The sequence below is a fragment of the Paracoccus cavernae genome (assembly GCF_042430175.1).
Lineage (GTDB): Bacteria > Pseudomonadota > Alphaproteobacteria > Rhodobacterales > Rhodobacteraceae > Paracoccus > Paracoccus cavernae.
This window is the reverse complement of the sequence record NZ_JBHMDZ010000001.1, coordinates 617,716-642,862: the sequence shown is the minus strand read 5'-3', so window position 1 is coordinate 642,862 and position 25,147 is coordinate 617,716. Positions and strand designations below refer to the sequence as shown.

At 63.5% G+C, this 25,147-nt stretch carries 29 protein-coding genes and 1 tRNA gene; 16 read left to right on the top strand and 14 right to left on the bottom strand.

Going from position 1 to position 25,147, the window contains the following annotated elements; translation table 11 throughout:
- The 3 genes from ACFFUC_RS03150 (at nucleotide 1) to ACFFUC_RS03140 (ending at nucleotide 2,244) form a co-directional block, all read left to right on the top strand.
- Nucleotides 1–96: transfer RNA gene (locus ACFFUC_RS03150), tRNA-Sec, on the top strand.
- A 20-nt stretch (nucleotides 97–116) separates the two neighbouring features.
- Nucleotides 117–1,172, top strand: coding sequence for an aldo/keto reductase (locus ACFFUC_RS03145; RefSeq protein WP_377683425.1), 1,056 nt, complete (start codon nucleotides 117–119; stop codon nucleotides 1,170–1,172).
- A gap of 91 nt (nucleotides 1,173–1,263) precedes the next feature.
- Entirely contained in the window at nucleotides 1,264–2,244 is a 981-nt protein-coding gene (locus ACFFUC_RS03140; protein WP_377683423.1) for an NAD(P)H-dependent flavin oxidoreductase, read from the top strand.
- Here the strand turns inward: ACFFUC_RS03140 and ACFFUC_RS03135 are convergent.
- From ACFFUC_RS03135 to ACFFUC_RS03120, 4 genes are all read right to left on the bottom strand, one after another.
- Entirely contained in the window at nucleotides 2,241–2,699 is a 459-nt protein-coding gene (locus ACFFUC_RS03135) for an acyl-CoA thioesterase (protein WP_377683421.1), read from the bottom strand. The two genes, ACFFUC_RS03140 and ACFFUC_RS03135, sit on opposite strands and share 4 nt — an antisense overlap.
- Nucleotides 2,699–3,790, bottom strand: coding sequence for an N-acetylglucosamine-6-phosphate deacetylase (locus ACFFUC_RS03130; protein ID WP_377683420.1), 1,092 nt, complete (start codon nucleotides 3,788–3,790; stop codon nucleotides 2,699–2,701). The genes ACFFUC_RS03135 and ACFFUC_RS03130 overlap by 1 nt, the downstream gene beginning before the upstream one ends.
- Before the next feature lie 42 nt (nucleotides 3,791–3,832).
- On the bottom strand, nucleotides 3,833–5,218 hold the full coding sequence (locus ACFFUC_RS03125) for an FAD-binding oxidoreductase (RefSeq protein WP_377683418.1): 1,386 nt from the start codon (nucleotides 5,216–5,218) through the stop codon (nucleotides 3,833–3,835).
- Between the two features lie 187 nt (nucleotides 5,219–5,405).
- Nucleotides 5,406–6,209, bottom strand: coding sequence for a response regulator (locus ACFFUC_RS03120; protein ID WP_377683417.1), 804 nt, complete (start codon nucleotides 6,207–6,209; stop codon nucleotides 5,406–5,408).
- 91 nt (nucleotides 6,210–6,300) lie between these two features.
- On the opposite strand from ACFFUC_RS03120, the gene ACFFUC_RS03115 reads away from it, so the two are divergent.
- From ACFFUC_RS03115 to ACFFUC_RS03105, 3 genes are read left to right on the top strand one after another with little or no spacing between them, the layout of a single operon-like run.
- On the top strand, nucleotides 6,301–6,447 hold the full coding sequence (locus tag ACFFUC_RS03115; RefSeq protein ID WP_377683415.1) for a NepR family anti-sigma factor: 147 nt from the start codon (nucleotides 6,301–6,303) through the stop codon (nucleotides 6,445–6,447).
- Between the two features lie 3 nt (nucleotides 6,448–6,450).
- A complete protein-coding gene (locus tag ACFFUC_RS03110) occupies nucleotides 6,451–7,047 on the top strand; it encodes an RNA polymerase sigma factor (protein WP_377683413.1) in 597 nt (198 codons plus the stop codon).
- A gap of 9 nt (nucleotides 7,048–7,056) precedes the next feature.
- Nucleotides 7,057–8,850, top strand: coding sequence for a sensor histidine kinase (locus tag ACFFUC_RS03105; protein WP_377683411.1), 1,794 nt, complete (start codon nucleotides 7,057–7,059; stop codon nucleotides 8,848–8,850).
- 4 nt (nucleotides 8,851–8,854) lie between these two features.
- Here the strand turns inward: ACFFUC_RS03105 and ACFFUC_RS03100 are convergent, their stop codons facing one another.
- The 5 genes from ACFFUC_RS03100 to ACFFUC_RS03080 form a co-directional block, all read right to left on the bottom strand.
- Nucleotides 8,855–9,742 carry a YihY/virulence factor BrkB family protein gene (locus ACFFUC_RS03100; RefSeq protein WP_377683409.1) on the bottom strand — a complete coding sequence of 296 codons (888 nt, stop codon included), beginning with the start codon at nucleotides 9,740–9,742 and terminating at the stop codon, nucleotides 8,855–8,857.
- Between the two features lie 111 nt (nucleotides 9,743–9,853).
- Nucleotides 9,854–10,570 (bottom strand): DNA polymerase III subunit epsilon, encoded by a 717-nt coding sequence (dnaQ, locus tag ACFFUC_RS03095; protein ID WP_377683407.1) that lies wholly within the window; start codon nucleotides 10,568–10,570, stop codon nucleotides 9,854–9,856.
- Nucleotides 10,563–11,162, bottom strand: coding sequence for a dephospho-CoA kinase (gene coaE / locus ACFFUC_RS03090; protein ID WP_377683405.1), 600 nt, complete (start codon nucleotides 11,160–11,162; stop codon nucleotides 10,563–10,565). Before coaE ends, dnaQ begins: the two co-directional genes overlap by 8 nt.
- Nucleotides 11,159–12,010: a shikimate dehydrogenase gene (locus tag ACFFUC_RS03085; protein ID WP_377683404.1), complete on the bottom strand. Its 852-nt coding sequence runs from the start codon at nucleotides 12,008–12,010 to the stop codon at nucleotides 11,159–11,161. The genes coaE and ACFFUC_RS03085 overlap by 4 nt, the downstream gene beginning before the upstream one ends.
- Before the next feature lie 63 nt (nucleotides 12,011–12,073).
- Nucleotides 12,074–12,520: an RrF2 family transcriptional regulator gene (locus ACFFUC_RS03080; protein ID WP_377683402.1), complete on the bottom strand. Its 447-nt coding sequence runs from the start codon at nucleotides 12,518–12,520 to the stop codon at nucleotides 12,074–12,076.
- Between the two features lie 204 nt (nucleotides 12,521–12,724).
- Here ACFFUC_RS03080 and ACFFUC_RS03075 point away from each other — a divergent pair, with 204 nt between their 5' ends.
- The 8 genes from ACFFUC_RS03075 (at nucleotide 12,725) to ACFFUC_RS03040 (ending at nucleotide 18,594) form a co-directional block, all read left to right on the top strand.
- Entirely contained in the window at nucleotides 12,725–13,942 is a 1,218-nt protein-coding gene (locus tag ACFFUC_RS03075) for an NAD-dependent epimerase/dehydratase family protein (protein WP_377683400.1), read from the top strand.
- Nucleotides 13,939–14,802, top strand: coding sequence for a glycosyltransferase (locus ACFFUC_RS03070; RefSeq protein WP_377683399.1), 864 nt, complete (start codon nucleotides 13,939–13,941; stop codon nucleotides 14,800–14,802). Before ACFFUC_RS03075 ends, ACFFUC_RS03070 begins: the two co-directional genes overlap by 4 nt.
- Nucleotides 14,803–14,842: 40 nt before the next feature.
- A complete protein-coding gene (locus ACFFUC_RS03065; protein ID WP_377683397.1) occupies nucleotides 14,843–15,688 on the top strand; it encodes an NAD-dependent epimerase/dehydratase family protein in 846 nt (281 codons plus the stop codon).
- Between the two features lie 86 nt (nucleotides 15,689–15,774).
- On the top strand, nucleotides 15,775–16,254 hold the full coding sequence (locus ACFFUC_RS03060; protein WP_377683395.1) for an anthrone oxygenase family protein: 480 nt from the start codon (nucleotides 15,775–15,777) through the stop codon (nucleotides 16,252–16,254).
- Nucleotides 16,255–16,296: 42 nt separating this feature from the next.
- A complete protein-coding gene (msrC, locus tag ACFFUC_RS03055) occupies nucleotides 16,297–16,752 on the top strand; it encodes a free L-methionine (R)-S-oxide reductase MsrC (RefSeq protein WP_377683393.1) in 456 nt (151 codons plus the stop codon).
- Nucleotides 16,730–17,158 (top strand): GFA family protein, encoded by a 429-nt coding sequence (locus ACFFUC_RS03050; RefSeq protein WP_377683391.1) that lies wholly within the window; start codon nucleotides 16,730–16,732, stop codon nucleotides 17,156–17,158. Before msrC ends, ACFFUC_RS03050 begins: the two co-directional genes overlap by 23 nt.
- Nucleotides 17,159–17,314: 156 nt before the next feature.
- A complete protein-coding gene (locus ACFFUC_RS03045; RefSeq protein ID WP_377683389.1) occupies nucleotides 17,315–17,941 on the top strand; it encodes a LysE family translocator in 627 nt (208 codons plus the stop codon).
- Entirely contained in the window at nucleotides 17,938–18,594 is a 657-nt protein-coding gene (locus ACFFUC_RS03040) for a pseudouridine synthase (RefSeq protein WP_377683387.1), read from the top strand. Before ACFFUC_RS03045 ends, ACFFUC_RS03040 begins: the two co-directional genes overlap by 4 nt.
- Nucleotides 18,595–18,616: 22 nt before the next feature.
- On the opposite strand, the gene truB is transcribed toward ACFFUC_RS03040, so the two are convergent.
- Genes truB through rbfA form a run of 3 tightly spaced genes read right to left on the bottom strand, consistent with a single transcriptional unit; the run spans nucleotide 18,617 to nucleotide 20,686 of the window.
- Nucleotides 18,617–19,510, bottom strand: coding sequence for a tRNA pseudouridine(55) synthase TruB (gene truB, locus ACFFUC_RS03035; RefSeq protein ID WP_377683386.1), 894 nt, complete (start codon nucleotides 19,508–19,510; stop codon nucleotides 18,617–18,619).
- On the bottom strand, nucleotides 19,510–20,268 hold the full coding sequence (locus ACFFUC_RS03030; protein WP_377683384.1) for a phosphodiester glycosidase family protein: 759 nt from the start codon (nucleotides 20,266–20,268) through the stop codon (nucleotides 19,510–19,512). Before ACFFUC_RS03030 ends, truB begins: the two co-directional genes overlap by 1 nt.
- On the bottom strand, nucleotides 20,258–20,686 hold the full coding sequence (gene rbfA, locus ACFFUC_RS03025) for a 30S ribosome-binding factor RbfA (protein WP_377683382.1): 429 nt from the start codon (nucleotides 20,684–20,686) through the stop codon (nucleotides 20,258–20,260). Before rbfA ends, ACFFUC_RS03030 begins: the two co-directional genes overlap by 11 nt.
- 69 nt (nucleotides 20,687–20,755) lie before the next feature.
- Here rbfA and dapB point away from each other — a divergent pair, with 69 nt between their 5' ends.
- Nucleotides 20,756–21,562: a 4-hydroxy-tetrahydrodipicolinate reductase gene (gene dapB, locus ACFFUC_RS03020; protein WP_377683380.1), complete on the top strand. Its 807-nt coding sequence runs from the start codon at nucleotides 20,756–20,758 to the stop codon at nucleotides 21,560–21,562.
- 3 nt (nucleotides 21,563–21,565) lie between these two features.
- Nucleotides 21,566–22,168 (top strand): hypothetical protein, encoded by a 603-nt coding sequence (locus ACFFUC_RS03015; protein ID WP_377683379.1) that lies wholly within the window; start codon nucleotides 21,566–21,568, stop codon nucleotides 22,166–22,168.
- Between the two features lie 144 nt (nucleotides 22,169–22,312).
- On the opposite strand, the gene ACFFUC_RS03010 is transcribed toward ACFFUC_RS03015, so the two are convergent.
- Both ACFFUC_RS03010 and ACFFUC_RS03005 read right to left on the bottom strand, forming a co-directional pair.
- A complete protein-coding gene (locus ACFFUC_RS03010) occupies nucleotides 22,313–23,560 on the bottom strand; it encodes a urate hydroxylase PuuD (protein ID WP_377683377.1) in 1,248 nt (415 codons plus the stop codon).
- A 171-nt stretch (nucleotides 23,561–23,731) separates the two neighbouring features.
- Complete coding sequence (locus ACFFUC_RS03005) at nucleotides 23,732–25,069, bottom strand: NCS2 family permease (protein WP_377683375.1); 1,338 nt, start codon at nucleotides 25,067–25,069, stop codon at nucleotides 23,732–23,734.
- Between the last annotated feature and the right edge of the window lie 78 nt (nucleotides 25,070–25,147).

Below are 25,147 nucleotides of genomic sequence, written 5' to 3'. Positions count from 1 at the left end.
GGAAGAGAATCGTCCCCGGTGGGGCGGCCGGACTTCAAATCCGGTTGGGGCAGCGAGCCTGTCCCGGGTGGGTTCGACTCCCATTCTCTTCCGCCAATATTCTTGAAAGGACTACGATGAAGACGGTGGCGCTTGGAAACAGCGAAGTCATGGTCAGTGACGTCAGCTTGGGGACGATGACCTATGGCAACCAGACCGGTCTTGCCGATGCCTTGATCCAGATGGACCGCGCCTTGGACGCGGGGATCACGTTTTTCGATTGCGCCGAGATGTATCCGGTCAATCCCGTGCGCCGCGAAACCGCGGGCCGCAGCGAGGAATTCATCGGCGAATGGGTGGCCAAGAGCGGCAAACGCAATCAGGTGCAGCTTGCGAGCAAGATCTCGGGGCCCGGTCCGCGCCTGCGCGACGACGGCTTCAACGGTGCCAATATCGGCCCCGCGATCGAGGATTCGCTGCGTCGCATGAAGACCGACGTGATCGATCTGTACCAGCTGCACTGGCCGCAGCGCGGCAGCTATGCCTTCCGCCAGAACTGGGGCTATGACGCCTCGGGTCAGGACAAAGCCGCGACCATCGCCCATATGGAAGACGTTCTGGGCGCGCTGATGGCGGCGGTCGAGGCGGGCAAGATCCGCGCGATCGGGCTGTCCAACGAAAGCGCATGGGGCACGACGCGCTGGGTCGATGTCGCGGACCGCATGGGTGCGCCGCGCATGGTTGCGATCCAGAACGAATATTCGCTGCTCGACCGCAAATTCGACACCGATCTGGCCGAGGCCGCGGTCAACGAAGGCGTGACGCTTTTGGCTTATTCACCGCTGGCGGCAGGGCTGTTGTCGGGCAAATACCAGAACGGCGAGCGCCCCGCAGGCAGCCGCGCGGCGGTCGATGTCGAATTCGGCGGCGCGGGCGATCTGAGCGGACGTATCACCGCGCATTCGCTGGCGGCGGTTGCGGCATATCAGGCGCTTGCGGCCGAGCTGGGTCTTGATTTGGTGCAGATGGCGATTGCCTTCACCCGTCAGCGGCCCTTCCGCTGCATTCCGATCATCGGCGCGACCAATGTCGGCCAGCTTGACCACCTTCTGGCCGGGTTGAACCTCGTGCTGAGTGATGATCAGCTTGCGCGGATCGAGGCGCTCCACCGTGCGCATCCGATGACCTATTGAAACCGGCTGCCGGCCCGACGCCACGTCGGGCTTGGCGCAGGCGGGCGGCCTTTGCAAGCTGCCCGCGACATGACGAAACGAGGAGACGTCGATGCTGCCCCCGATCCTGAAGAACCTGCGCATTCCGGTCATCGGTTCCCCGATGTTCATCCTGTCTGGACCAGAGCTGGTCATCGCCCAGTGCAAAGCGGGAATCGTCGGCAGTTTTCCCGCCCTGAACGCCCGCGAGAAGGACGGCGAGCCGGTGCTTCTCGACCTCTGGCTGACCCGGATCAGCGAAGAGCTCGACCGCCACAACCAGGCCAATCCCGACCACCCCGCCGCGCCTTTTGCGGTCAACCAGATCGTCCACCGCTCGAATGCGCGGCTGGAGCGGGATCTCGAGATCTGCCATCGCCACAAGGTTCCGATCTGGATCACCAGCCTTGGCGCGCGCCCCGAGGTCAACGAGGTTGCCCATGATTGCGGCGGGATCGTGCTCCACGACATCATCAACAATACCTTCGCGAAAAAGGCGATCGAGAAGGGTGCCGACGGTCTGATCGCGGTTGCCGCCGGTGCGGGCGGCCATGCGGGGCCGCAATCGCCCTTCGCGCTGGTGCAGGAAATCCGCGCATGGTTCGACGGGCCGCTGCTGCTGTCGGGCTCGATCGCGACAGGCCGCGCTGTGCTGGCGGCGCAGGCGATGGGCGCGGATCTAGCCTATATCGGCAGCCCCTTTATCGCGGCAACGGAATCGCGCGCACAGCCCGAGTACAAGCAGATGGTCGTCGATTGCGGGGCCGAGGATATCGTGACCTCCTCGACCTTCACCGGCATTTCGGGGAACTATCTCGCACCCTCGATCCGCAATGCGGGGCTGGATCCCGCGGCGTTGCCGCCTGCGGATCCGTCGAAGATGGATTTCGGCACCGAGACCAGCGGCGAGCCGAAAAAGGCCAAGGCGTGGAGCCAGATCTGGGGCTGCGGCCAAGGGATCGGCGCGGTCCATGCGGTCGAGCCTGCGGGCGCGATCGTCGACCGGCTGGCAAGCGAATATGCTGCCGCCAAGGCCGCTGTCGCCGCGCTTTAAGGCGCGGCGGTGCTGTCTTCGGGTATCACCAGCTTGGCCAGCTCGGCACGGTAATGTGGTGGCGCGGGGCGCGGTTTATGCGTGTCCGGCGCCACGAAAACCATGGTGAAATCGGCCTGCGCGGCGGCGAGATCCTCGCCCGCGCGAAACATCCCCAAGGTCAGCTTGAACGAGCTGTTGCCCATATGGGTGACGCGCATCCCGATCTCGACGATATCGGGATAGCTGACCTCGCGCAGATAAGAACACGAGGCCTCGGCCACCACGGGGATAGGCTCGGGGCCGTTTTGGGCCAGCATCCCGCGCGCCATCAACCAGTTGTTCATCGCATTGTCGAACAGCTCGAAATAGGCGACGTTATACAAATGCCCGAACTGGTCGTTGTCGTTCCAGCGCGTCTGGTGGCTGTTGAAGGCCGCGAAGGCGTTGCGCGGCAGAGGCTTTGCGCGCGGCATCAGAGCGCCTCCAACGCGTAATCCTCCGAGAGGGCCAGAAGATCGCCAAGCGCCACGCCGGGGGCGATCCGCTGGGGCGCAAGGCGCATGGCGCGGCGCGGAATGTCGGTCGCCATCGCCAAAGCATAGCCGAGCGGCAGGCCGGTGTTCTGGTGCAGCCGCAAGACGCAATCGAGCAGGCTGACATGCGCACCGGCGAGATTGCCGTTGGCATTTACCAGACGGCCGCCCTCGACATGGATCTCTTTGCCGTAAAGCGTGAAATGGTCCGGCCCGCCCACCGTCGGCATGGCGTCCGAGACGAGGAAGCTGCGGTCGGCACGCGGCCGCGCGGCAAGGGCCACGCGCAGGGCGTCCCATTCGACATGGATGCCGTCGGCGATCATGCCGACAAAGCAATCCGACAGGATCGCCGCCGCGATAATGCCGGGGGCACGCGATTCCATTTGCGGCATGGCATTGTAAAGATGGGTGAACATGCTGACGCCGTTCTTGATCCCCTCGCGCGCCTCGGCGGCGGTGGCCATGCTGTGACCGGCGGACAGCACGACCCCCATCGCAGCCGCTTCGCGCATCGGGGCGGGGTCGTTGACCTCGGGGGCGAGGGTCAGCAGGACGGGAATATCCGCGTCGCGCAGCCGCCGCAGCACGGCCAAGGTGCGCGCGTCGAGGGGCCGGATATGCGCGGGATCATGGGTGCCTTTGCGCGCGGGCGCGATATGGGGCCCCTCGATATGGATGCCCAGAAGTCCGGCCTCGCCCTTGGTCGAGATGACGGCATCGGCTGCCTGTTCCATGACCTCGGCGGCATCGGTGATCAGCGTCGGCAGGATCGCCGCCGTCCCGACCGACAGATGCGCGGCACGGATCGCGCGCAGCCCTTCGGGCGTCGGAGAGGTGTTCAGCAGCACGCCCCCGCCGCCGTTGACCTGCAGGTCGGTCAGGCCCGGCGCCAGCACCTTGAGGTGACGCTCCGCCTTTTCGCCGGCTTTCAGCGGGCGCAAAGCGGTGACTGTCCTGCCGTCGGTTTCGATCGCGAAATTCGGCAGCAGCGCGCCTTCGAGATAGGTGAGTTCGGCGGAAATCAGCATCTATGTGACCTTGTTCGGCCCACCTGTCCCGAAGGCTCGGGGTCAGGCGGGGTCTACAACCTTTCCAGGGTTCATCAGATTGTGCGGATCGAGAGCCGCTTTGATCTGACGCATCAGCGCCAGTTTGACCGGATCGGCCTCGGCGTCCAGCAAATGTCGCCGTTTGGTGCCGACGCCGTGCTCGGCAGAGAAAGAGCCGCCGCGCGCGACCAGCCCCGCCATGAGGATCTGCTCGATCTGCGCCATCAGCTCGGGCGGGATATCGGCCGCGGCGCGCGGGATCATGACATGGAGATTGCCGTCGCCGACATGGCCGAAAATCAGCGGCACCAGATCGAGCGCCTCCAGCGCGAGGCGGATGCGTTCGGCATAGGCCGGAAGCTCGGAAATCGGCATGGAGACGTCAAAGCTCGGCGCGCCGGGGTTCTGGCGGTCGACGATGCGGGTATCCTCGCGCAGGGTCCAGATCGCCTCGGCCTGCGACAGGCTTTGCGCCAGAACGCCGGTCGCATCGGGGAATTGCTCGATCACCGCTTCAAAAACCGCGCCTGCCGCATCCTCGGCCCCCTCGCCGCCCTCGAATTCGAGGATGAAATGCAAAGGCGCATCCATGTCGTAATCGGGCGCGGACCAGTTTTTGTCCTTGGTGCCGAAGTCGAAGAAGTTCTTCCACATCGCCTCGGAGGCCCGCAGACGGCCGGTCTGGCGCGCAATGCGCATGGTTTCGAGCATCGCCTCGCCCGAGGGTAGCGACAGCATCATCACCGGCCCCTGCGGCTGCAAAGGCGCAAGGCGCAGGACGGCGCGGGTTACGATGCCGAGCGTGCCCTCGGCCCCGATGAACAGGTGCTTGAGGTCGTAGCCCGCCGAAACCTTCAGCACCTGCGACAGGTCGGACATGATGCGGCCGTCAGGCAGAACCGCCTCGAGGCCGAGAATGCGGTGGCGCATGACGCCGTGACGATGGGCCTCGAGCCCGCCGGCATTGGTGGCGATCATGCCGCCGACGGTCGCTGTTCCACGTGAAGGCAGGTCGATCCCCGGCCCGAGCCCGTGTTCGCGCGCGGCGTCCTGCACCGTGCCGATAGTCACGCCCGCACCGACGATGGCAGTTCCCGCGACGGGATCAAGCGCCTCGATCCGGTTCAGGCGCTGGGTCGACACGATCACCTGCGCTGCGGTCGTGGCCCCGCCGCCGACCAGTCCCGTGCGACCGCCATGGGCCACGATCGACACGCCGGCTGCCGCGCAGGCCCTGACCACGGCCGCAACCTCGGCGGTATCGGCAGGCGACACCATGAGGTCGGCACCGGTATTGGCGGCATATTCACCCGGATCGGTCAGCCGCACCTCGTCGCCCTGACGCAGATTGCCTGCCCCGACGATTGCACTGATTTCCTTGGCCAATTCGGCGGTTTTCGCGTCCATTCCTGCCCCCTGAGGTCCTTTTCGGCGCAGATTATGACCGGCACGGCGTGGCGACAACGCAATTCGCCCTGCCTCGATCCAAATGCTGAAAGCGCAAGAAAAGGGACGGTGCGGGAACAAACCCGACCGCCCTGAGGTCATGCCTTTAGGTCGATGCCGCCGGACCGCGCGGGCCCGGAGCCTGCGGTCAGAGAACCTCGAGCCCTTCGGTCGAGGCGAAGAACATCGCCTGGCTCACGGCCGAACGCACCTGTTCCTCGGAATAGGGTTTCGAGATCAAGAAAGCCGGTTCGGGGCGGTCGCCGGTCAGAAGGCGCTCGGGGAAGGCGGTGATGAAGATCACCGGAATATTGCCGAGGCTCGCCATCAGCTCGTTGACGGCCTCGATCCCCGAGGAGCCGTCGGCCAGCTGGATATCGGCAAGGATCAGGTCGGGACGCTTCTGCGCGGCCAGCTCGATCGCCGCGCTATGGGTGCGGGCGATGCCGGTGACCTCGTGACCCATGGTCTGGGCGATGCCCTTGAGATCCATCGCGATGATGGTCTCGTCCTCGATCACCATGACCTTGCCGGCAATGGCGCGGCCCATTTCGGTCAGCGCGATCTGGACCAGCTCTTCGGCTTCGGCCTGGGAGGTGTTCATGATATGCGCGATCTGGTCGTAGCGCATGCTTTCGATCGTGCGCAAAAGCAGGGCTTCGCGCGAATTCGGGGTCAGGCCGCTAAGCCGGTCCTGTGTCTTGGACTCGCGCGATGCTGTATCGGCGCTATCGACCGGCTGGCCCGAGCTTTGCCAGATGGCGTGAAAGGCGCGGAACAGGCCGACGCGGGCATCGTCTCCGCGCATCAGCTCGCGGTCGGCAAGGATCGCCTCAAGCGTGGCGGCCGCGTAATTGTCGCCGGCGGTCTGGTTGCCGGTCAGGGCCCGGGCATAACGACGCAAGTAAGGCAGTTCGCGTCCGATAGCTTGTGCAAGGTCAGCAGCAGGCATGTCGTCCTCATTTTTTTTGGCCCCACACCGGAACCGTTATGTATAGTTAGCCGTTACAGCTTCTGCGCACAAGATTCCTGGGACCAACAATATGAACATCAAGCGTGAAGAACGCAAACGGGTAGAATTGGAAAAGCAGATCGACGAGAATCTCAAGCGCGTCTACGACGAGGCCACGGTCCAGCAGATCCCCGACAGATTTCTCAATCTTCTCGAGCAATTGCGTGCTCAGGAATGATCGATGTTCAATCGGGCCACTGTTGAGGAACGGCAGATGACGGAAGTTCACGGCGACCCGCGCGACGAATTGGTCGATCACCTGCCCGCATTGCGCGCATTCGCACTTTCCTTGACGCGGGACGGTTCCTCCGCCGACGATCTGGTTCAGGACACGATCGTCAAAGCTTGGACCCATATCGACAAGTTTCAGGCGGGGACCAATCTGCGCGCCTGGCTGTTCACCATTTTGCGGAACACGTTTTATTCCGCCCGCCGGAAAGTCCGGCGCGAGGTCAGTGATACCGACGGGATCTATGCTGCGCAGCTTTCGACCCGCCCCGACCACGACGGCCGACTGGCACTTGGCGATTTTAGGAAAGCATTTGAACGACTTCCCGACGAGCAAAGGGAGGCACTCATCCTTGTCGGAGCCTCCGGATTCTCGTATGAGGAGGCTGCAAGCATGACGGGAGTTGCCGTCGGAACGGTCAAGTCACGCGCGAATCGTGGCCGCCGCCGTCTCGCGGAATTGCTGCATATGGAAGAGGGTGAAGAGCTGGATATGACGGATCGCGCGACTCTTGCTGTAATGGCACAAAACGGCCCAGTGTTGCGCTAAGGTCAGCGCGTGCTGCAGCGGATTCTTGACCGACTGAACTTTACCAAAGGTCTGGGCTTCCGGTTGGGCAGCCTGTTGACTGTGGCCATCCTGCCGATTGGCCTGATTTCGGTCATCCAGACCCTCCATCTGTCCCGCGAATACGAACGCTCGGCCGAAATCGCGCTTTTGGGCCGGACCTCGGCCGCCGCCGCGGGCGAGCGGGCGCTGCTTCAAGGGGCGCTCGGCAGTGCCGATGCGCTCGGGCCGGCGGTTCTCGAAACGATGGACAATCCCGCCGCCTGCTCCGAGATCATGGCGCGGTTCATCGACAGCACCGCGATCTTTGCCTATGCCGGTTTCACCAATCTCGACGGCAGATCGGATTGCTCGTCGATCGGCGGCTCCTACGACATGTCGGCGACGCAGGAATTTCAGGAATTCGTCAGCAATCCCGGCACGATGATCACCTCGAGCGAGCATGATCCCATCACCGGCGGGCTGGTTGTCACCGTGGCGCAGCCCCTGTTTCGCGGCAACGAGCTGCTCGGCTATATCGCGGTCGCCATGTCGCGCGACCTGCTCCGCTCCAGCCATGTCGCGAGCTACGGCACCGACGGTGCGCGCATCCTGACCTTCAACAATCTCGGCCAGATCCTGTCGATCGACAGCGATTCCGAAGACGACTATCTCCAGATTCTGCCCGAGGGAAAATCCCTGCCATCGCTTCTGTCGCGCAGTGAAACCACCTTCCGCGCGACCGCCAACAGCGGCGAGAACCGCGTCTTCAGCGTGGTGCCGGTGGTGCCGGGGCTGGTCTATGCGCTCGGCAGCTGGAACCGTGTGCAGTCGGGGATCGCGGGGATCGATCTGACGCGGCTTGCCGCGATGGTCCTGCCGATTGTCTTGTGGCTGGTCTCTCTGGCGGTGGCCTATTTCGCGGTCTACCGGCTTGTCCTGCGCCATATCCGCGAGCTGCGCGGGCAGATGCGGCGCTTTGCGATCGGTGACCGCTCGACCCCGCCGCTGGTCTTGCGTAGCGCGCCTGCCGAAATCGCGGATGTGAGCCAGACCTTCCACAACATGGCGCGGATCCTCATTCGCGACGAGGTGGCTTTGGCCGATGCGGTTCAGGAAAAAACCGTGCTTTTGAAGGAAGTTCATCACCGCGTGAAGAACAACCTCCAGCTCATTGCCTCGATCATCAACATGCAGAGCCGGTTGATCGATCATGATCAGGCGCGCCGCGTGTTGCGCTCGGTTCAGGACCGTGTCGCCTCGCTCGCCACGATCTACCGCAATCTCTATCAGGCCGAGCATCTCGATGCGGTCGAGGCCGACCGGCTGATTTCCGACATCATCAACCAGATGGTGAATGCATCGGTCGAACCGGGTCAGGGGCTGCGGGTGGAAACGCGGCTCGATCCCCTGACGCTCCTTCCCGATCAGGCGGTTCCTCTGTCGCTGCTGACGACCGAAGCCTTCACCAATGCGATCAAATACGCCGGCCAGTGTCAGGGCGAGAATGCGCCTTGGGTGCGGGTCAAGCTGATCGCCGACGAGAAACCCGGTTGGGCCACGATCGAGGTCGCGAACTCCACCGCGCCCGGCTATCACGCCCGTCCCGGCAGCACCGGCCTCGGCAGCCAGCTGATCGAGGCTTTTGCCATGCAGCTCAACGGCGAAGCGGCGGTGGAAAAGGATGATTGCAGCTATTGCCTGCGGCTCCAGTTCCGCGTCGATCAGGTCCCGACCCGCAGCGCCGAGGGCGATATGAAAAGCGTGGTGCTGACCTCGGCGGCACGTCCGGGCTCGCGCCACTAGGGCGTCAGGCGGCTGGGCCCTCGTTCTGCTGCCCGACCGGATCGCGGTTTTCGCGGGCGCGGCGGATCTTGGCGACCCGACGGCGGCGCGACATTTCGACATTGATCAGCGCGCCGAGCATGACCGAGAACCCGCCCAGATAGAACCACATCAGCAGCGCCACCACCGCCCCGATAGAGCCGTAGATGCGGTTGTAGCTGTTGAAGCTGCTCAGATAGGCCGAGAAGCCGTAGGATGCCGCCGCCCAAAGCAAAGCGGCGATCAGCGCCCCCCAGGTGTAGATCGGCGTTCTAGGCCGCGAGACGTTGGGGCCGTAACGGTAAAGAATGCCGATTGCCGTCAGCACGATCAGGAACATTGCAGCAAAAGGTACCGTCGAATTGAGCCAGCTTTGCAGTGGTCCGACCGTCAGAAAGCTGATTGCCAGCGGCCCGATCACGATGGTCGCCAGCCCCAAAAGCACCACGCCGACCAATGCCAAAGTCAGCACATAGGCCAGAATGAAGCCGAAAATGGTCGAATGCGAGCGCACGCCATAGGCGGCGTTCAGCCCGCGTACCAAGGCATCCACCCCCGCCCGAGCCGAGATCGTCGCGATCATGAAGGAGATCGCCGTCGTCCAGCCCAGCTGTGTGCGTCCGCCGGCGATCAGTTCTTCGACCTGTTTGTGCAGGATTTCTGCCGCGCCCGCCGGAATGAATTCGTCGCCGAGATGGGTATATTGCTCGATCACCTCTGGGTCGTACCACAGCCCCCAGAGCGAAAAGATCGCCGTCAGGCCCGGAAAGACCGCGAACATGGCGTAAAAGGCCACGCCTGCCGCGATCAGGCCCATGTGTATCTTGTCCATCCGCTCGAAGATACCAAGGATGAAGGACCAAAGATTGCGCATCAACATTCCTTCAATCGGTACCGGACGCGGGCGTTTCTCGTGCTGTTCCGGATCAGAATCCGTGCGAATTCCGGTCTTGGCAAGCCTGCCTGCCGCGGCAGCGGCGCAGCGTCACGAGCCGGAGCCCGTGCCGCCATAGCGCAGCCAGACCGCCTTGTCGCCCAGTTTGGCGACGAATGCGGCATGGGCTTCGGCCTCGGCCTCGGTCAGGCGCGGGGGCAAGGGCTTGGGGCGCGCGGCGCGCGGCCCGCTGTTGCCCTGCCCGCCCGCGTTGCTGTCGCCGGTCCGGACGGTTTCCAGCACCAGACCCGGCTGGCGGCCGCCCAGCAGCGACAGATAGACCTCGGCCAGCAATTCGCTGTCGAGAAGTGCGCCGTGCAGCGTGCGGTTCGAGTTGTCGATGCGGTAGCGCCGGCACAAGGCGTCCAGCGTGTTCTGCGCCCCCGGAAATTTGCGCCGCGCCATTTCCAGCGTATCGGTGGCACGCGCCATCGGCAGGGTGCTGCGGCCGAGCTTTCGCAACTCGGCATTGAGGAATTTCATGTCGAAGGGCGCGTTATGGATGACCAATTGGCCGTCGTCGCCGATGAATTCCTCGAAATCCTGCGCGATTTCCGCGAATTTCGGCTTGTCCTTCAGGAAGTCGTCGCCCAGCCCGTGAACGTCGAAGGCCTCTTGGGGCATCGAGCGTTCGGGGTTGATGTAGACGTGGAACGTCCGCCCCGTCGGAAGGTGGTTATGCAGCTCGATCGCGCCGATCTCGACGATCCGGTCGCCGGTTTCGGGGTCGAAGCCCGTGGTTTCGGTATCGAGGACGATCTCACGCATGGGGCTTTTCTGCCATGATTTCCGCGAGAATGTCCATGATGGTCGCCTCTGCCCCCTCGAGGGTCAGCGCGGGGATGATCCAGCTTGCACGGCGCCGCTTTTCCGCATCGGGCATCTGCCGCGAAAGAATGAATTCCAGCGTGTCGGCTGTCATGCCCGGCCGTGCGAGGACGCGGGCTCGCTGGACCTCTTCGGGGGCCGAGACGACCGCGACCCCGTCCATCTCCTGCTCCAGCCCGTTCTCGAAAAGCAGCGGAATGTCGAGGACGACTACAGGCGCATCGCGATTGGCCGCGACGAAGGCGTTGCGGTCTGCCGCGACCAACGGGTGAACGATTGCCTCGAGCCGTTGCAGTGCGGCGGGATTCTGCGCCAGAAGTCCCTTGAGCGCCTGACGGTCGATCCCGCCATCCGTCCCGCGCGCAGCAGGGAATTCGGCGGTGACGGGACCGACCGCGGCCCCGTTTGGCGCGTAAATCTGGTGAACTGCGGCATCAGCGTCCCAAACGGGATGGCCAAGCTTGCGGAAGATCCCCGAGGCGGTGGATTTCCCCATGCCGATGCTGCCGGTCAGGCCGAGACGGAAGCTCATGCGAGAACCGCCGCCCGCAGCTCCTCGTCGACTTCAGGCTTGTGGCCGAACCAGCGCTCGAAACCGGGCGCGGCCTGATGGAGCAGCATGCCAAGGCCGTCGACCGTGCGGCAGCCACGCTCGCGCGCCTCGATCAGGAAGGGGGTGTCGAGCGGCGTATAGACCAGATCTGTCGCCAGCGCCGTTGCGGGCAAAGCATCCAGCGGTACACGCAAAGCCGCCTTGCCGTCCATCCCCAGCGAGGTCGCATTGACCGCCGTTCCCACGCCTTCGAGCATGTTCCCGACCTGACCCCAGTCGTAAACCACGACGCGGGCGCCAAATTCGTTGCGGATCTGTTCGGCGCGCAGGCGGGTGCGGTTGGCGATGCGCAACTCCGGCACGCCCGCATCGAGAAGCGAGGCAACCACGGCCCGTGCCGCCCCGCCCGCGCCGATGACCGCGGCGGTGGCGCGTTCGGGGTGCCAGTCGGGGGCATTCTGGCGCAGGTTCGCAATGAAGCCGTAGCCGTCGGTATTATCGGCATGGATTTTGCCGTCGGGCCGGAAGATCAGCGTATTCGCCGCGCCGATCAGCGCTGCGCGGTCGGTGACGACATCGGCGAGGGCCAGCACGGCCTCTTTGTGCGGGATGGTGACATTGACGCCGACAAAGCCCGCTTTTGGCAGGACGCGCAGGGCCTCGGCCAGATGTTCGGGGCGGATGGCCAGCGGCACATAATGGCCCTTGATCCCGTAGCGCTTCAGCCAATGGCCGTGCAGCAGCGGCGAACGCGAATGGGCGACGGGCCAGCCGATAACGCCGGCCAGCGGGATTTGCGGGATTTCGGGGGTCAGGGTGTCAGACATGGCAGCCGGGCAGCTTCAAACTCTTGGGTTGCGACAGGGGGCGCCGCCCCAAAGGGCGACGGATCAGCCGTTCATGACCTCCGGCAGGCCGCCTTCGGCGACAAGATCGGTGAGGGTCAGGGACTCGATCAGCAACAGATAGGACCAGAAAACCTGCCCGAACATCTTGCGCAACCGGCATGCCGCCTCGTCGGGGCAATCCTCGCAGCGCTGGTAGGAGCGGCGCGAGAGGCAGGGAAGCGGCGCGATCGGCCCGTCGACCTGGCGGAGCAGCTCGCCAATCGAGATATCGTCGGGCTTTTTGATCAGCACATATCCGCCCGCACGGCCCCGCTTGGAGCCGACATAGCCCGCGTTGCGCAGTTCGAGCATGATATGCTCCAGAAAACGCTTGGGCGCACCCGAGCGCTGAGCGATTTCTTCAATCGTCAGGGCATGCCCGCCGGCAGCAGTTTCATCCGCCAGTTCGATCAGGGCTTTGATGGCATATTTCGTTTTCTGAGAGATCATATCCGAATGCTTAGACAGCCCCCGATAAGGTTGCAATGAATTCGAGCCAAACCCGCCCGATTTGCCCGAGATAGTGGTGCTTTTGTCGAACCGACACCCCGTCAGAGAAAAATTGCCTATGAAATTCGGGAACTCTCGCATCCGCGACATGCGTTTGACACAGTAACGGGGCAAATCTTGCATCGCGACAGTCGGGAGATGGCAATGCGTGTAGCGGTATTGGGCGGAGATGGATTTGTCGGTTGGCCAACGGCCCTGCATTTATCGGATCAGGGGCACGAGGTTCATATCGTCGACAACCTCTCGCGCCGTTGGATCGACACGGAACTGGGCGTGCAATCGCTGACGCCGATGGATTCCATTCAGGAGCGCTGCCGGATCTGGCATCAGGAAACGGGGAAACGCATCCATTTCCACCTCCTGAACCTTGCGACCGAATACGAGCGGCTCAAGGGGTGGCTGGCCGAGACCAAGCCTGATGCGGTGATCCATTTCGCCGAACAGCGCGCCGCGCCCTATTCGATGAAGACCGATCGCCACAAGGTCTATACGGTCAACAACAACACCAATGCGACGCATAACCTGTTGGCGGCTTTGGTGGAAACCGGCATCGACGCGCATCTGGTGCATTTGGGCACGATGGGGGTCTACGGCTATTCCTCGGTCGGCGCGCCCATCCCCGAAGGCTATCTCGATGTCGAGATCGACACGCCCACCGGCAAGCGCGGGCAGCAGATCCTTTATCCGACGCGGCCCGGCTCGATCTATCACATGACCAAATCGCTCGATCAGATCCTGTTCCAGTTCTATGCGCAAAACGACGGGTTGCGCATTACCGACCTGCATCAGGGCATCGTCTGGGGCACGCATACCGACCAGACCCGCCGGCACGAACAGCTGGTCAACCGTTTCGACTATGACGGCGATTACGGCACGGTGCTGAACCGCTTCCTCATTCAGGCGGCGATCGGCTATCCGTTGACGGTCCACGGCACGGGCGGGCAGACCCGCGCCTTCATCCATATTCAGGATTCCGTGCGCTGTATCGAGCTGGCGCTCAAGGATGCGCCGCAGGCCGGAGATCGCGTCAAGATCTTCAACCAGATGACCGAAACCCACCGCGTCCGCGATCTGGCCGAGCTGGTGGCGAAACAGACCGGCGCGACGGTGGCCTATCTGCCCAACCCGCGCAAAGAGGCCGAGGAAAACGACCTTCTGGTGAAGAACGACCAGTTCCTCGCGCTGGGGCTCAAGCCGATCACCTTGGCCGAGGGGCTTTTGAGCGAAGTGGTCGAGGTTGCCCGCAAATATGCCCATCGCATCGACCGCTCGCGCGTGCCGGCCGTCAGCGCATGGACCAAGGATCTCGCGGCACGGGTCGACCACGACCCCGAGGGCAAAAGGCTGCGCTCGGTCTCATGAGCGATCCGGTCCGCGAAGGCATAGCGGCAGAGGGCAAGGCGCGGTCCGACCGCGCCTTTGTCACGCTTGCGACCAATCCCGATTACGTCACCGGCGCCGCGGCGCTGCTGCGCTCGATCCGGCGAACGGGGACAACCGCCGATCTGGTGGTGATGTATACCGAGCTGCCTGCGGAATCGCTCCAAAGCCTGCGCGATCTGGGTGCGCGGCTGGTCAGGGTCGATCTGCTGCCCACAAGCGCCGCGTTCAACGCGACCCATGCCCGCGACGCGCTCCATGCCCGCGCGGCCTTTACCAAGGGCGACAAGCCGCCCTTCCACACACCTTTGGACAATTTCGCCAAGCTGCGGCTGTGGCAGCTCGATTATGCGCGGGTGGTCTTCATCGATGCCGATGCGATCGTCCTGCAAAACATCGATCGGCTTTTCGAATACCCCGAGTTCTCGGCCGCACCGAATGTATACGAGAGCCTTGCCGACTTCCACCGCCTGAACTCCGGCGTCTTCACCGCGCGGCCTTCACGGGACACCTTCGCCGATATGCTCGCCCGTCTCGACCAGCCCGGCGTCTTCTGGCGGCGCACGGACCAGAGCTTTCTCGAAAGCTATTTTCCCGATTGGCACGGGCTGCCGGTTTTCGACAACATGCTGCAATATGTCTGGCTGAACCTGCCCGAGCTCTGGCGCTGGCAGAATATCCGCGTGCTGCATTTCCAATATGAAAAGCCGTGGCAGGATCATGCAAAAGCCGAAAGGCTGCGGGTGCTGATCGACCTGTGGCGCGCTCATGCCGGCGACGGGCCGGTGCCCGATTTGGCCGAACTGCCGTCGCCTCCGGCTTGGGGCCGTTCCGTCCCGTAAGGATGCGTGTCATGAAGGGGCGGCAGGGGGAAACGGCAGCATGAAAATTGTGATCACAGGGGCCAAGGGGCTGGTCGGCGGTGCGATCGCACAAGCGGCCGAGGCTGCGGGACATGCGGTCACGCGCTTGTCGCGGCCCGATTACCATCTGGGCGACCGACCCGATCTGCGCGGGCATGACGCGCTGATCCATGCCGCCTTCAGCCATGTGCCCGGCCGCTATCGCGGTGGCGAGGGCGATGACCCGCAGGGCTTTCTGCGCGACAACCTCGAGGGCTCGGTCGCCCTGTTCGAGGCCGCGCGCGAAAGCGGCGTGGGGCAGGTCCTGTTCCTGTCCTCGCGTGCCGTACATGACGGCCACCCCGAGGGGAGCCCTCTGCCCGACGATCTCCCCCCTGCGCCGGTCAATCTTTACGGCGAGGTCAAAGCCCGTGCAGAGGCCGCTCTGGCCGCGATGGCCACGCCCGCCTTCCGCACCGCGAGCCTGCGTCCGACCGGCGTTTTCGCTGCCTCCGAGCCGCAGAAATGGGCGGGGCTGATCCGCGATTTTCTGGCGGGAAAGCGTGTCCCTTCCCGCGTCGCGACCGAGGTTCACGCCGCGGATCTGGCGCAGGCCGCGCTGGTTGCGCTGGCCGATCCCGATTTCGGCGGGAGCTATAACGTCAGCGATCTGGTGCTCGACCATTACGAGCTCCTCGCGGGGATCGCGGCCCTGACCGGCACGGCCTCGCGCCCGCCGCTGCGTGCCGATCCTACCACTCTGCGCATCCCGATCTGCGCGCGGCTGCGGGCTTTGGGCTGGGAGCCGCAGGGGCTGGAACATCTCCACGCGGATCTGCCGAAAATTCTGGCACAAAGCATCGCCTCCGCGCCGGGTCCGGCGTGATCTTGCCGGTTTCCCAAGCTTTGCGTTGTTGATCGGTCCCGCCTGCGCCAAAATTGCGCAAAAATATAAACAGCTCGGGGCAGATCATGCGGTTTTTCTTCCTACTCGGCGCGCTTTGGTTCGCGCTCATGGGTGGTTACTTTTTCGCATTCGGCACATCGGTCGTACCGGGATTGGCGCTTTTGCCCAAAGATGCGGGCATGGCCGCGATGCTGTCGATCAACGAGGCGGTCTCGAATGCCGAATATGCGGTGGGCTTTTGGGGCGCGGTGGTTTTTGCCGCTTTGGGGCTGATCATCGCGCTGGTCGGGCGGCCCTCGGGGCGCTTCGTGCTGGCTTTGGGCTGCGTGATCTATCTGCTCGGCGCGTTTTTGACGACGCTTTGGGGCGTGGCTCCGGCCAATCGCGGGCTGGCGGATCTGTCGCCGACCTCTCCGGCGGGGCTCGCGGCATGGACCAGCTACCAGCCGCATTGGCGGCTTTTGAACGATATCCGCACGATTTCCGCGCTGCTGGCAGGCTTCCTTGTGCTTTTGCCGCTGATCTGGGGCGGGCAACGCCGCTGAGGGGCTGATGACAAATCCGGCCCGCGCCCCTAAATAGCCGTCATGAGCATCGATTACGCCGATCTGGCCACCCGTATCCGCAGCCTGACACATGGCGAGACCGACGAGGTTTCGCTGATGGCGACGCTTGCCTGCGAAATCCACCACGCCGACGCACGCTTCAACTGGACCGGATTTTATCGCGTGACCGCGCCGGAACTGCTGAAGATCGGCCCCTATCAGGGCGGGCACGGCTGCCTTGTGATCCCGTTTTCGCGCGGGGTCTGCGGTGCGGCGGCCCGCACCGGCGAGATCCAGCTCGTGCCCGATGTCGATGCCTTTCCCGGCCATATCGCCTGCGCCTCCAGCACGCGTTCCGAACTGGTCATTCCGGTTTTCGGAGCGAACCGCCGCCTGATCGGCGTGCTGGATCTGGACAGCGATCTGCCGGATGCTTTTACTGCCGAGGATGCATCCCGCCTGACGGAGATCCTCGATGACACGTTCGGAGCCATTTGATTTCACCGGACGCTGCCTTTGCGGCAGTGTTGGTTTTTCGGGCCGTTTCCACCCCACCGACGCGCTGACCGCCTGCCATTGCGGCCAGTGCAGGATATGGTCGGGGCATTACTGGGCCTCGATCTCGGCGGTCGGTCTGGTCGTCGAGAGAGAGGGCGACCTGAAATGGTACCGCTCCTCGGAAGCCGCGATGCGCGGCTTTTGCGGCACCTGCGGCAGTTCGTTGTTCTGGCGCGAAGATCACGAGCCCGAGGGACGCATCGCCGTTTCTGCCGCCGTGGTCGAGGTCGCGGCGGGTGCGCTGGATCGAACCGCGCCGTTGAAGCTCGCGCGGCATATTTTCGTGGCCGACAAGGGCGACTACTACGACATTACCGACGGTCTGCCGCAGTTCCCGCAGGGCTAGGCCCGCCGCATTCGCGCCCGCCCGCCCCGCTTTGGTCTGGCCCAAAGGTCCGCGCCGCGCTACATCCGCCTTCTGCCGAGGCCTGCCCGTTGCGGCCTCCGGCGAAGAAAACCCCGCGCTTTTCCGTCATTCGGGGCGCCAAGACGAGCTTGATCCATGATCTGGGAAACCATCGCGAATATACCGCTCCAACAGATTCTGACCTTCATGGCCGGTGCCTTGGTGCTGAACCTCGCACCCGGTCAGGACGTGTTTTTCGCCAGCGCCTGCGGCATCCAAAGCGGGCCGAAAGCCGGTGTTCTGGCCGGTCTGGGCGTCGGCATGGGCGTGATCGTGCATCTGGTTCTGGCCACGGTCGGGCTTGGCGCTTTGGTCGCCGCCCATCCCGAGGCGATGACGGCGATCAAATATGCCGGCGCGGCCTATTTGCTGTGGCTGGCGTGGAAAAGCTGGAATGCGGGGCCGGTCGATCCTTCGGCGCAGGCGGCCTCCAAGCCGTGGAACATCATCCGGCGCGGGATGGTGTCGAACCTGCTCAACCCCAAGCCGGTGCTGTTTTTGCTGGCCTTTCTGCCTCAATTCACCCGCCCCGACTATGGTCCGGTCTGGCAGCAGATTTTCGGCCTCGGGCTGATGTTCGTCATCAGCGGCACGATCGTGACCATGGGTTACGGCGTGATCGCGGGAGTCTTCGGGCAGGTGATCGGCAAAAGGCTGGGCATTGTCAACAAGATCGCCGCCGTGATGTTCGCGGGCCTTGCCGTGCGGCTGGTGGCGAAATGACCGCGCCCTATGTCTACAACCCGCCGATGGAGCCGCCGCGCATCCTCCATGCCGACCACGAGGTTCTGCTCGTCGACAAGCAATCGGGGCTTTTGACGGTTCCGGGCAAGGATGCCGACCGGCAGGACTGCCTGATCAACCGTCTGCGCGGGATCTATCCCGAGGTCCTGCTGGTCCACCGGCTGGATCAGGACACCTCCGGCGTCATGGTTTTCGCGCTGACGCCCCATGCGCAGCGCCATTTGGGGCTGCAATTCGAAAAGCGCCAGACCAAGAAGACCTATATCGCGCGCGTCCACGGCCGCCTGACGCCGGCGACGGGTCAGGTCGATCTGCCGCTGATCGTCGATTGGCCGAACCGGCCGCGCCAGATGGTCGATCACGAAAACGGCCGTCCCGCCCAGACCGACTGGCGTGTGATCAAGGCAAGCGATGCGGAAAGCCGTGTGCGCCTGTTGCCGATCACCGGCCGCAGCCACCAGCTGCGCGTCCATATGCTTTCGCTCGGCCATCCGATCCTTGGCGACCCGCTTTATGCCGAAGGGCCGGCGCGCGACGATCATCCGCGCCTGATGCTGCACGCGGAAACCCTGCGCTTCCGCCATCCCGACGGCGGCATTGCACAAAGCTTCAACGCGCCGGTCCCGTTCTAGGACCGGCTGCGGGTCGGCCGGATCAAAGGTTGAAAACGCGCGAGGGCTGGACTTCGCCGCCCATGTAATTGCCGATGCAGAGCGGACGGCCGTTGCGGCTGACCCAGACCTCGGTGCCGAAATCGGCATGACCCAGAACCTGACCGGGGTTGCCGTTGAGGATGCGGACCTCGCCCATTTCGGTGGCCTGCATCTGAGGCAACTCGGTCAGGGCGGCGCTGAGCGGCAGCAGCATCGCCTCGATCTCGGCCTGATTGGCGCGGTCAATCTTGTCGAAGGCGATACCGTTGGCCGCCTCGAAGGGGCCCGACCAGATGCGGCGAAGCTTGAGGACATGGCCAAGGCAACCCAGTTCGCGGCCCAGATCCCGCGCGATCGAGCGGACATAGCCGCCCTTGCCGCAGACCATGCGCAGATCGGCCTCGCCGTCGCGGGCTTCCAGCAGGTCAAGGCTCTCGACCCATAGCGGACGGGCGGCCAGCTCGACCACCTCGCCCTCGCGGGCCAGATCATAGGCGCGCTCTCCATCGACCTTGACGGCCGAGACGCGCGGCGGAACCTGCATGATATCGCCGACAAAACCGGCAAGCGCCGCGCGGATCGCATCGTCTTGGGGGCGGGCGTCGCTGGTGCGGATCACCTCGCCCGAGGCGTCGTCGGTCGAGGTCTCGGACCCCCAGGTCACGGTGAAATCATAGCATTTCAGCGCTTCGGTCAGATAGGGCACGGTCTTGGTCGCCTCGCCCAAAGCCACCGCGAGAACGCCGGTCGCATCGGGGTCCAGCGTACCGGCATGTCCGGCTTTCTTGGCATCAAGCGCCCAACGCACCTTGCCCACAACATCGGTCGAGCCGACGCCTGCGGGCTTGTCGATGATCAACCAGCCCGAAATATCGCGACCCTTTTTGCGTGCCATTAGTCTTTTTGTCCTGTCAGGCCGATGATCGGCCCCATGCGGCGCCCGAAATCGGCGCGGTTGAGCGCGGGGGCATAAAGCCTGCTGATCGAGCCGTCAAAGTATAACGCATCGCGTGCGCCCAGCCCGTCGCGGAAAAGCCGCCCGAATTCGTGGAATGTGACCGCGCGGTCGGAAATCGCGAACCATGCCGTCTGCCCGTCCGGCGAGACGCCGACGCCGTTCCTGATATAGCGGCTGTCGCTGTCGGGCAGGAAACGCGGATGCAAAGCGCCGTCGATGACCAGCATCGGCCCCGATTGCGTGGCAAGGCGGCATTGCGGCTGGGCCTTGCCGAAGGCGCGGCTTTCGATCACCTGAAAGGGACGCGTGCCGCCCGTGCAGAAGACCCCGTTCGGCAGCATCCCGAAATTGCCGCGGCTGGCGGCGGTCACCAGCGGGCTTTGGGTTGTACCGTCGGCCTGAAACAGCCCGACAGGCGTATAATCGGGGTGATACATCCCCGCATTCATCGCGAAAGCCAGATCCTCGCCCGCAGGCAAGGTGCCGCGCACGGCGCGGAAATCGCCCAAAACCGTCCCGTCGGGGCCGTTCAGCCACAATTTCAGCGCGGGCTCCTGCGCGGCCTCAAGCGTGCAGACGACATAACCCTGCCCGTCGAACTGGCGCTTTTCGCAGACCTCGGCCACGGCGGGCAGGGTCATGGCGATCAAAGCGCCAAGGGCAAGGCCGAGCCTGCGCTTGATTTCAAGCCTCATGGTCATCCGCGTCGTCATCATCGGGCGTATCGAGATCGCGGCGCACGCGCTCGTCCGCGAACAGGCGGCGGGTGTCGTCCATGCGGTCGAAAGTCTCGTCGAGGATGAAGCGCAGCTCGGGCGCATATTTCAGCGTCATCGCCTTGGCGATGTGGTGGCGCAGCTCGCGCTGGTTGCGGCGCAGCGCTTTCAGCGCATCCTCCGCCTCCAGACCGCCAAGCGGCATCACATAGACCGTCGCGACCTTGAGGTCGTTCGAGGTCACAACCTCGCCCACCGTGATCGAGTGGCGGTTGAGATCGGGGTCATGAACCTCGGCGCGCATGAGGACGTCCGAGAGCGTGCGGCGGATCAATTCGCCCACGCGCAGCTGGCGCTGCGTGGGTCCGGATCCTGAATGAGAGCGGTTCTGTGCCATGAACCCACATCTAGGGGGTCGCGAGCCGCGCCGCAACGGGTTACAGAAGGGGCAAACAAAGAGGACGCCATGGAAAAGCCGGGAATTGTCGTCACGGGTGCATCGGGCCGGATGGGTCGGATGCTGATCAGCCAGATTCTGGCTTCGGACAAGATGAAGCTGGTGGGCACGATCGAGCGTTCGGGCAGCGAATGGGTCGGTCGCGATATCGGCGATCTGCTGGGCCGTGCGCCCTTGGGTATTGCCGTGACCGATGATGCCGTTGCCGCGATCGCCAAGGCGCAGGCGGTGATCGATTTCACCACCCCCGAGGCGACCGTGGCTTTCGCCGAGCTGACCGCGCAGGCCCGCGCTGTCCATGTCATCGGCACGACCGGTCTTGCGCCCGAACATCTCGCCAAGATCAAGGCGGCCGCGCGCCATGCCCCGATCATCCGCGCCGGCAATATGAGCCTTGGCGTGAACCTTCTGACGGCTTTGGCCCGCAAGGTTGCCGCCGCTTTGGACGAGGATTGGGACATCGAGGTCGTCGAGGCCCATCACCGCCACAAGGTCGACGCGCCCTCTGGCACAGCCCTGATGCTGGGCGAGGCTGCCGCCGAAGGCCGCGGCAAGCCCCTCGAAGAACTGCGCACCCCCGCCCGCGAAGGCATCACCGGCGCGCGGGAACGCGGGAGCATCGGCTTTTCCGCCATTCGCGGTGGCGATGTCGTGGGCGAGCATGACCTGATTTTCGCGGCAGACGGCGAGCGCGTCGTGCTGCGCCACCTTGCAACCGACCGCGGCATTTTCGCGCGCGGCGCGCTGAAAGCCGCGCTTTGGGGGCAGGACAAGGGGCCGGGCGAATACAATATGCTGGACGTGCTGGGCCTGTAGCGGGTGAACTCCAACTGGGTCGAAACAAATGAAGTCAATGACGTGGCAGGATCTATCCGGCATGTCATCCATAGTTTTCGACTTGCCCGTGAAGATCCATTGGCGTGGAAGTGGGTCCTATTGGCGTTGCATTCGGCGCTACAGGGCTCATGCGTATGTCACCTCACGACCTCCGCTGATCCTTTGGGGGCTCTCACCAAAAAAAATGAAGAGGATTGGCGGGACTATCTTGATCGTTCGCTTTCTGATCACAGCTTGGTGCCTCCCGGAGTCTTTTTGATGCCCTTGCCTGAGCTTTTGAAGAAGGTGCGGACACCCTACTCGGCCGGAGATAGAAGCAGCGCTGAGGGCATCAAGATCAGCGATGCCGAGCTGAAGCGCCTGAGTATCCTCCACACGAAAGTTCGTAATCAGTTTGTTCATTTTGCACCGACTTTATGGTCGATTGAACTTTCGGGAACGAAGGAGCTATCGGCTTTGATCGTCAGGATCATCGAGGACATGCTGAAGATAGGTTGGGCGTTTAGGCATTTCGACGACTCACAACGTGAGGAGTTTCGGCAAAGTCTTCATGAGCTTTCTCAACTCGAATGGCCCGGCCCTTAGAACTGTGCGCTCGCCCTCGCAGCAACGGCATTAGCGGCATCAGTGGAGTTGCGGGCCCGAACTCCAGAGCTCGAACTACTAGAAGCCTCCAATAGAAAAGCCCGCCCGGTTTCCCGGGCGGGCTTTTTCGACACTCTCGCCGCCTTAGTTGAGGGCGAAGGTTTTCGGCGTGGCTCTGTACCAGTCGATGATCGCCTGACGCTCTTCCGGCTCCATGAAGGAGACGTTCGCGGGCGGCATCGCATTGGTCACGCCGGCCTGGATATAGATCTCACGCGCGGCGCGGGTGATGTCGTCGGGGGTCTCCAGAAAGACGCCCTTGGGCGCCATGTGGATTCCGTCGAACGAGGTCTCGCGGGCGTGGCACATCGAACAGCGGCCCATGACCGCTGCTGATGCTTCTTCCCAACCGGGCGTGTCGATCATCGCCTGTTGGGTGGCGGTCAGAGGGCGTGCCTCTGACTGCTCGATGGTTTCATGCATGGCCGGTGCGGTCGACAGCCACATCACAGCGATGAACAGCATCGTGGTCACGGCCCAGGTCCACCACAGCATGCCTTTGCCGGCGTGCATGGAGTTGAAGAAGTGACGGATGGTGACGCCCATCAGGAAGATCAGGGCCGCGATCAACCAGTTGTAATGCGATGCGAAAGCCAGCGGATAGTGGTTCGACAGCATCAGGAAGATGACCGGCAGCGTCAGGTAGTTGTTGTGGGTCGAACGCAGCTTGGCGATCTTGCCGTATTTCGGATCGGCGAGACGGCCTGCCTTGAGGTCGGCCACGACGATGCGCTGGTTCGGCATGATGATGAAGAACACGTTCGCGGTCATGATCGTGGCGGTGAACGCGCCCAGATGCAGCATGACGGCACGGCCGGTGAAGACTTCGTTATAGGCCCAGCCCATGACGACCAGCAGCACGAAGAGCAGCAGCATCAGCAGCGTCGGCTTTTCGCCGAGCGGCGATTTGCACAGGGTGTTGTAGACGATCCAGCCGATCGACAGCGAACCGGCCGAGATCAGGATCGCTTGCCAGGGCAGCAGCTCCATCTTGGCGGGATCGATCAGGAACAGCTCGGAACCGGCCCAATAGGTGACCATCAGGAGCGCGGCCCCCGAGATCCAGGTCATGTAGCTTTCCCATTTGAACCAGATCAGGTGCTCGGGCATACGCTCGGGCGCCACAAGGTACTTCTGGATGTGGTAGAAGCCGCCCCCGTGGACCTGCCATTCTTCGCCATGCGCACCCACCGGCATGCCGGGGACTTTCCGCAGACCAAGGTCAAGCGCAACGAAATAGAATGACGAGCCGATCCAGGCGATGGCTGTGACGACATGGGTCCAGCGGATGGCAAAAGCCAGCCACTCCCAAATGATGGCAAACTCGCTCATGGTGTGATCTCTCCGAATTTAGGGGGACCCTAGTGCATGGCTTCGTAAGTTAATATATACGCAACTGCCGGTTCTATCTTAAACTACCATTGAAAATCCGCGCAAGTTGCCCTGCGCGGATTTGTGTCATTTGTTAGTTCCGTTTGTGCTGCAAGAAGCGGGCTTCACGGTTTAACCCGCCGGGAATGCAGCAAAACGCAGCACGAAGAGCGCGGCGATCAGCCAGGTTGCGGGATGCACTTCACGGGCGCGGCCGGTCAGAAGCTTGATCAGCGCATAGCTGATGAAGCCGAATGCCAAGCCGTTTGCGATAGAATAAGTGAAGGGCATCATGATCGCGGTGAGCACGGCGGGGGCGGATTCGGTAATGTTTTCCCAATCCACATCCGAGAATTCGCGCATCATCAGACCGGCCACGAACAGCAGCGCCGGAGCGGTTGCATAGGCCGGAACCGAGCCCGCCAGCGGCGAGAAGAACATCGCCGCGATGAAGAGCACGGCGACGGTGACGGCGGTCAGGCCGGTGCGGCCGCCCGCTGCCACGCCCGAGGCGCTTTCGACATAGGCCGTGGTCGAGGAAGTCCCGATCAGCGAGCCCGCGACGATCGCGGTCGAGTCGGCCATCAGCGCGCGGCTCAGGCCGGGGTTGTCCTGAATCGGGCCGTCCTTGAGCAGGCCCGCGCGTTTCGCCACACCGACCAGCGTGCCGGTGGCGTCGAAGATCTCGACCAGAACCAGCACCAGAACGACGTGGAACAGGCTTTCCAGCGCCGCCATCGCGCCACCGGTTTCCGAGCCTTTGCTGAGCGCGCCGAATACGTCGAGCTGCAGGAAGGTCGGCGCGATCGACGGCGGTGCCGAGAAGATGCCGCCGAACTGGTTAATGCCGATCACCATCGAGATGACGGTGACCAGAAGGATCCCGATCAGGATCGCCGCGCGCACCTTGAGCGCATGCAGCGCCGCAATCGCGAACAGGCCGATCAGCGCCAGAATGGCGGGGGCCGAGGTCATGTCGCCAAGGCCGACCAGCGTCGCGGGGTTCGCAACCACGATACCGGCGTTTTTCAGCGCGATCAGCCCGAGGAACATGCCGATACCGGCAGCCACCGCGCTGCGCATCGAATGGGGAATCCCCTCGATCAGCCAGCGCCGCACGCCCGTAGCGGACAGGATCAGGAAGATCACGCCCGAAATCAGCACCATGCCGAGTGCTTGTTGCCAGGTGTAGCCGAGGCCCAGCACCACACCATAGGCGAAGAAGGCGTTCAGCCCCATGCCCGGCGCCATGCCGATCGGCCAGTTGGCCCACAGGCCCATGACCAGCGAACCCAGCGCCGCCGCGAGACAGGTCGCGACGAAAACCGCGCCGTGATCCATGCCGGCATCGGCGAGGATCATCGGGTTCACGAAGATGATATAGGCCATCGTCAGGAAGGTGGTGATACCCGCCACCACCTCGGTTCTGGCGTCTGTCCCGTTTTCCTTAAGCTTGAAGAAGTTTTCCATCCCTGCTCCTGCTTACGCATTTTGCTTATGCTGACATTTTGCCACGCACCCGTTATTCATACAACTTGTGACGGAGCG

Excerpts from the sequence above, each read along its gene's own strand:
- dapB (WP_377683380.1), top strand. The coding sequence starts at position 20,756 with ATGGAAAAGCCGGGAATTGTCGTCACGGGTGCATCGGGCCGGATGGGT.
- ACFFUC_RS03110 (WP_377683413.1), top strand. The coding sequence starts at position 6,451 with ATGTTCAATCGGGCCACTGTTGAGGAACGGCAGATGACGGAAGTTCAC.
- ACFFUC_RS03080 (WP_377683402.1), bottom strand. The coding sequence starts at position 12,520 with ATGATCTCTCAGAAAACGAAATATGCCATCAAAGCCCTGATCGAACTG.
- ACFFUC_RS03065 (WP_377683397.1), top strand. The coding sequence starts at position 14,843 with ATGAAAATTGTGATCACAGGGGCCAAGGGGCTGGTCGGCGGTGCGATC.
- ACFFUC_RS03050 (WP_377683391.1), top strand. The coding sequence starts at position 16,730 with ATGACACGTTCGGAGCCATTTGATTTCACCGGACGCTGCCTTTGCGGC.
- ACFFUC_RS03140 (WP_377683423.1), top strand. The coding sequence starts at position 1,264 with ATGCTGCCCCCGATCCTGAAGAACCTGCGCATTCCGGTCATCGGTTCC.
- dnaQ (WP_377683407.1), bottom strand. The coding sequence starts at position 10,570 with ATGCGTGAGATCGTCCTCGATACCGAAACCACGGGCTTCGACCCCGAA.
- ACFFUC_RS03070 (WP_377683399.1), top strand. The coding sequence starts at position 13,939 with ATGAGCGATCCGGTCCGCGAAGGCATAGCGGCAGAGGGCAAGGCGCGG.
- ACFFUC_RS03145 (WP_377683425.1), top strand. The coding sequence starts at position 117 with ATGAAGACGGTGGCGCTTGGAAACAGCGAAGTCATGGTCAGTGACGTC.
- rbfA (WP_377683382.1), bottom strand. The coding sequence starts at position 20,686 with ATGGCACAGAACCGCTCTCATTCAGGATCCGGACCCACGCAGCGCCAG.
- ACFFUC_RS03115 (WP_377683415.1), top strand. The coding sequence starts at position 6,301 with ATGAACATCAAGCGTGAAGAACGCAAACGGGTAGAATTGGAAAAGCAG.
- ACFFUC_RS03125 (WP_377683418.1), bottom strand. The coding sequence starts at position 5,218 with ATGGACGCGAAAACCGCCGAATTGGCCAAGGAAATCAGTGCAATCGTC.
- ACFFUC_RS03030 (WP_377683384.1), bottom strand. The coding sequence starts at position 20,268 with ATGAGGCTTGAAATCAAGCGCAGGCTCGGCCTTGCCCTTGGCGCTTTG.
- ACFFUC_RS03040 (WP_377683387.1), top strand. The coding sequence starts at position 17,938 with ATGACCGCGCCCTATGTCTACAACCCGCCGATGGAGCCGCCGCGCATC.
- ACFFUC_RS03060 (WP_377683395.1), top strand. The coding sequence starts at position 15,775 with ATGCGGTTTTTCTTCCTACTCGGCGCGCTTTGGTTCGCGCTCATGGGT.
- ACFFUC_RS03120 (WP_377683417.1), bottom strand. The coding sequence starts at position 6,209 with ATGCCTGCTGCTGACCTTGCACAAGCTATCGGACGCGAACTGCCTTAC.
- ACFFUC_RS03005 (WP_377683375.1), bottom strand. The coding sequence starts at position 25,069 with ATGGAAAACTTCTTCAAGCTTAAGGAAAACGGGACAGACGCCAGAACC.
- ACFFUC_RS03100 (WP_377683409.1), bottom strand. The coding sequence starts at position 9,742 with ATGCGCAATCTTTGGTCCTTCATCCTTGGTATCTTCGAGCGGATGGAC.
- ACFFUC_RS03075 (WP_377683400.1), top strand. The coding sequence starts at position 12,725 with ATGCGTGTAGCGGTATTGGGCGGAGATGGATTTGTCGGTTGGCCAACG.
- truB (WP_377683386.1), bottom strand. The coding sequence starts at position 19,510 with ATGGCACGCAAAAAGGGTCGCGATATTTCGGGCTGGTTGATCATCGAC.
- ACFFUC_RS03045 (WP_377683389.1), top strand. The coding sequence starts at position 17,315 with ATGATCTGGGAAACCATCGCGAATATACCGCTCCAACAGATTCTGACC.
- coaE (WP_377683405.1), bottom strand. The coding sequence starts at position 11,162 with ATGAGCTTCCGTCTCGGCCTGACCGGCAGCATCGGCATGGGGAAATCC.
- ACFFUC_RS03010 (WP_377683377.1), bottom strand. The coding sequence starts at position 23,560 with ATGAGCGAGTTTGCCATCATTTGGGAGTGGCTGGCTTTTGCCATCCGC.
- ACFFUC_RS03135 (WP_377683421.1), bottom strand. The coding sequence starts at position 2,699 with ATGCCGCGCGCAAAGCCTCTGCCGCGCAACGCCTTCGCGGCCTTCAAC.
- ACFFUC_RS03130 (WP_377683420.1), bottom strand. The coding sequence starts at position 3,790 with ATGCTGATTTCCGCCGAACTCACCTATCTCGAAGGCGCGCTGCTGCCG.
- msrC (WP_377683393.1), top strand. The coding sequence starts at position 16,297 with ATGAGCATCGATTACGCCGATCTGGCCACCCGTATCCGCAGCCTGACA.
- ACFFUC_RS03085 (WP_377683404.1), bottom strand. The coding sequence starts at position 12,010 with ATGTCTGACACCCTGACCCCCGAAATCCCGCAAATCCCGCTGGCCGGC.